This is a genomic window from Planctomycetota bacterium, assembly GCA_038746835.1.
Taxonomy (GTDB): Bacteria; Planctomycetota; Phycisphaerae; order Tepidisphaerales; family Tepidisphaeraceae; genus JBCDKH01.
On the sequence record JBCDKH010000242.1, the window covers coordinates 1 to 4,757 of the forward strand.

4 protein-coding genes are annotated in these 4,757 nt (G+C 65.7%); 2 read left to right on the top strand and 2 right to left on the bottom strand.

The annotated features are described in order from the left end of the window. Positions 1 to 805: hypothetical protein (locus tag AAGI46_15885; protein ID MEM1013688.1), on the top strand; the 805-nt coding region annotated here is incomplete at its 5' end. Between the two features lie 148 nt (positions 806 to 953). Continuing rightward, on the top strand, positions 954 to 2,681 hold the full coding sequence (gene ccsA, locus AAGI46_15890) for a cytochrome c biogenesis protein CcsA (protein MEM1013689.1): 1,728 nt from the start codon (positions 954 to 956) through the stop codon (positions 2,679 to 2,681). Positions 2,682 to 2,688: 7 nt separating this feature from the next. Here ccsA and purB read toward each other — a convergent pair whose 3' ends face one another. Continuing rightward, the gene (gene purB / locus AAGI46_15895) at positions 2,689 to 4,131 is read right to left on the bottom strand and encodes an adenylosuccinate lyase (GenBank protein MEM1013690.1); all 1,443 of its coding nucleotides are present in this window, start codon (positions 4,129 to 4,131) and stop codon (positions 2,689 to 2,691) included. A gap of 8 nt (positions 4,132 to 4,139) precedes the next feature. Continuing rightward, on the bottom strand, positions 4,140 to 4,757 hold a 618-nt coding region (locus tag AAGI46_15900; protein ID MEM1013691.1), incomplete at its 5' end, for a hypothetical protein.

The following is a 4,757-nucleotide window of genomic DNA, read 5'->3' on the forward strand; positions in this document are numbered from 1 at the left end:
CGGCTTCTGGCACGTCGTCACCCGCGCCGATCAGCCGACGCGGCTCGAAGACCTTCCTGACGGCAAGCTCGAACTCGCCGTCAACGGCCAACGGCGTGATCCGGAGTCTGGCATCGTCACGCCGATGACGCTCGATCTGGACCTCGAGCGGGTCGACGAGGTTCGCCACTCGCCTTGGGTGCGCGAGGTGCCAAGCGAGCAGCGCGACCGCGACGCGGCGATGGCCGGGACGTTCCAGGTCGTGACGATCCGCGCCCGCCGCGGCGACTGGGAGCAGACCGTCCACGTGCCGTTCAGCCAGTGGATCGACCAGATGGCTTGGCAGCCGGCCGCACTCGAAGTCCCGGGCATGGCTGAGCCGTTGCGGCTTCAGCTGGGCAACACGCGTAAGGAAATCCCGGCTCGCGTTCGGCTCGATGCGTTCGAGCTTGTTCCTTACGCGGGCGACTTCACCAAAGACTCGGCCATGCGGGACTTCCGCAGCCTGCTCACCGTCGACCCGCGCGGCGGCGAGCCGGGCGGCGTGACCGTGAGCCTCAACAAGCCGCACTACATGACCGTCCCGCCGGCCCACGCGCTTGGGGCGATCTTCCCCGATGAGTCGTGGCTCCTCTTCCAGAGCCAGTGGGACCCTGAAAACCAGGCCTTCACGGTGCTCGGCGTCGGCAACCGGCCCGGCATCACGACGATGACCGTCGGCTGCGCGATGATCGTCCTGGGTTTACTCTTCGCGTTCTACGTGAAGCCCGCGATCATCCGCCACCGCAAGGCGAAGGCACTGAGGAATGCGGGGATCGCAGGCTGAACTGCAAAGACGCAAAGAGGCGAAGGGCCGCGAAGGCCAGAAAAATGAGAATTCGATGAGAACCGGAACGATCTTTCTCCTGCTTTGCGGTCTTTGCCTCTTTGCGCCTTTGCGTTGGACACCATCGGCGTCCGCAGCAGATCTGTCGGTGCTCGGCCGGGCGACGGTGCAGCACGACTCGACGCTCAAGACCGTCGACACGATTTCGCGCGATGTGATCTCGCAGCTGTCTGGTCGGAGCAAACTGCCGGACGAGCATCCGGTCGAGACGATCTTCGGATTCAGCTACACGCCCGAGGCTTATGCGACGCTGCCGTTCATCAAGATTCGGCATCTGCCGCTGCGGCAAGACATCGCGGCAGCACTGGGACTTGACGACGAGAAGACGCACGAGTTCCTGAAGCGGGCCAAGGTCTCTCCGGCGTTTCTGGCCGACCCGGCGCTGCGTGCTGAGCTCGACGCTATTGGAGCCAAAAACCTCGCGAAGCAGCCGGCGGTGAACCAGCTTCTCAGCGCGGCCGAGGCGGCGGAGGCATTTCTCGAGTCGGGGCTGCTGCCGCCGGTTCGCATGATTCCGCCGCCGCCCGGCGAGGGACGCGACGGCAAATGGCGAGCGCTGGGTGAACTCATGAATTCGCCCGACGCGCTGGCTCCGTACGTCGTTGTGGATGAGAACGGCGACGTCTTGCCGCCCGAGGAACAGCCGATCGGCAAGGTGACCCAGGCGGCCGCGGATCTGCAGCTCGCCTGGATCGCGGCAGCGCGAGCATCGTCCGACGGCAGGATCGGGGATGACCCCGCCGTTGCCGAAGCTGCCGATCGCCTCGTCCAATCGCTCGTCGCCGTCAATCCCGAGGCCTATCCGTCGGAGTTCCGACGCAAGGCCGAGGTCACGTACAACCGGCTCGGCAAGCTGACGCTGCCCGGCACGTTCGTCTACTTCGTGGCGATGGTGCTGTTCCTGATTAGCGCATACGGCGCGTTTCCGAAGATGCGTCTGTGGGCCATCCGGTCGATGCTCGTCGCGCTCGCCGTTCACACGGCCGGCATCGCGGTGCGGTGGTGGCTGGTCGAAAAGAGCACCGGCGACTGGTTCCACTCGATCCCGATCAAGAACCAGTTCGAGAGCGTCATGTTCAGCGCCTGGTTCGGCGCGATCGTCGGCCTCGTGCTTGAGCTTCGCCGCAAGAAGGCTGGCGGCGGCGTCTTCGGTGGGGCGGCAGCGTTCGTCGGGTTTCTGAGCCTGCTCGCGCTCTTCGCAACGCCGCACGTCACCGGTACAGAGATCGGTGGCAACCTTGGTCATGTGCAGGGCATCCTGATGAGCTACTGGCTCTACGTGCACGTCACGACTGTCGTGGCCAGCTACGCGCTCATCGGCATGAGCTTCCTGCTGGGCATCTGGTGGCTCGTCGCCAAGGTGGCTGGCAGCGGCACGCGACTCGCCCCCGTCGGACTGGCGGGCGTCGGATTCTGGCGAACGCTCGGCCAGGCGGCATTCCTGCCCGTCGGTCGAGAAGCGTCACGTGGCGCGTTCGACACGCCCACGCCGGTCGAACGCGAACGTCCGTTGCTCGAACGCCTCGACTCGGCGCACGTCGTCGTGCTTCAGCTTGCGTTCTGGCTCCTCGGCACCGGCATCATCCTCGGTGCCATCTGGGCCGACCAGAGCTGGGGCCGACCGTGGGGCTGGGACCCGAAGGAGACCTTCGCCCTGGTCACGTGGATCGTCTACTTGATCATCCTCCACGTCCGCCTCATCACGAAGAACAAGGCGATGTGGACCGCGATCCTGGCGATCATCGGCTTCGCCATCATGCTGTTCAATTGGATCGGCGTGAACTTCTTCCTCGTCGGCCTGCACAGCTACGCCTGATCAACGGTCAGACCTTCAGCTCGACATCGCCCGCCAGCTGATCGCGGTACCGCTCGCGGATTGGTTCGACGACGCCGCTGACGAAGCGTTCCGTCTGCACCGCAGCCCGGCCGGTGAACCTTGCGGGATCGAGTGAGGCGTCGAGGTCGACCTTGGCAAACAGCGGATCGCCGCGCAAGCGGTCAATGAGGTCGTTGTCGCCGCCGCGCTGCTTGACGTTGGCGGCGGCATCCATGCTGTGCTTTCGGACCGCCTCGTGCAGCTCCTGCCGGTCGCCACCCGCTTTCACGCCGGCCATCAGAATCTCCTCGGTCGCCATGAACGGCAGCTCCGCCGCAACCGTCTTGGCAACAACGGCCGGATAGACAACTAGGCCGCGCGACACGTTCGTCACGATGTCGGCCGCGGCGTCCAGAGCGAGGAACATCTCCGGCAACGCCAGCCGTTTGTTCGACGAGTCGTCCAGCGTCCGCTCCAGCCATTGCTCGGCGGCGGTCATGACCGGGCTCGTCGCAAGCGACATTGCAAATCGGCACAGGCCCGTCGCCCGCTCGCACCGCATCGGATTCCGCTTGTAGGCCATGGCAGACGAGACGATCTGGTCCTTCTCGAACGGCTCTTCGAGCTGTTTGAGGCCGGCGAGAATGCGGATGTCGTTGGCGAACTTGTGAATGCTCGCCGCAACGCCGGACAGCACGCCAGCGACCGTGGCGTCGAGCTTGCGTGGATACGTCTGCCCGGAGACGGCGTAGCAGGTCTCAAAGCCGAAGGCCTCGCGAACAAAGTCATCGAGCTGGTCGACCTTGTCACCGTCGCCGTCGAAGAGGGCGAGGAACGACGCCTGTGTGCCGGTGGTGCCCTTGACGCCGCGGAACCGGAGCGTGTCGGCCAGGCGTTCGAGCTCAACGACGTCGTCGGCCACGTCCTGCGTCCAGAGCGTGGCCCGCTTGCCGACGGTGGTCAGCTGGGCCGGCTGGAAGTGCGTGTAGCCAAGCGTCGGCAGGTCCTTCCACTCGATTGCGAAGGTGCCCATCGCGTCGACGGCCCGAGCAAGCTTCGTCGCCAGCAGCCGCAGCGCTTCACGCATGACGATCAGCTCAGCGTTGTCGACGACATACTGGCTCGTCGCGCCCAGGTGAATGATGCCCTTCGCCGCCGGCGCGGCTTCTTCGAAGGTGTGGACGTGGGCCATCACGTCGTGGCGGAGTCGCTTCTCGTGCTCGGCGGCGCGGGCGAAGTCGATGTCGTTGAGACTCGCCTCCATCTGGGCGAGCGCGTCATCTGTGATGCGGTCGATGCCAAGCCGCTTCTCGCCCTCGGCCAACTTCAGCCAGAGCCGACGCCACAGGCCGATCTTGTGCGACGCCCCGAGCAGACGGAGCATCTCGGGCGACGCGTTCCGCGTGACGAGAGGCGACTCGTACTGATCCTGCGGCCGGGCGTTGCTCACGCGGCACGCTATGGAGCCGGCTCGCTGAGCCGACGGGCGATGTCGCCGATGATCCGCTTATCGCCGTACGCACCCGGATGGCCCGAACGCCAGAACGGCATCGGCAGCCACACCACGTGCCCGCGATCATGCAGATGCGGCGGCAACTGCAAGCCAGGGTCGCCGATGGCAGAGTCGTTCTCTCTCGCGTAGGCAACAATCGGAAAGTCGGATGCGGCAGCCAGCTCGACGCGTGTCAGTTCCTGCAGAAACGGACTGTTCGACCGCATCTCGCGTCCCGATCCGAAAAAGCCCGCCCGGTCGGCCAGCAGCGCACCCGAGTGGGGCGAGCAGATCGTGTAGAGCCGACGGATGTTCAGTCGCGACCGCTCGTCGGCTGGCATCGCCGCGAGCCTCGCGACAAGCCCGCCCATGCTGATGGCGACGACGTCGACCTCGGCCGTCTCTCCGGGGCGATTCGATGGGCGTTCCTGTTCGAAGCGCTCCACCACCGCGGCTGCCGCGTTGTCCATGGTCGAGGACAATCCCGGGCTGACCTTGATGTACGTCCGGTCCGGCAGCCGTCGACGCAGCTTCGCCACCGTCACGGTTGTCGCCAGCCCCGGATCGCCGTATCCACCGATGAC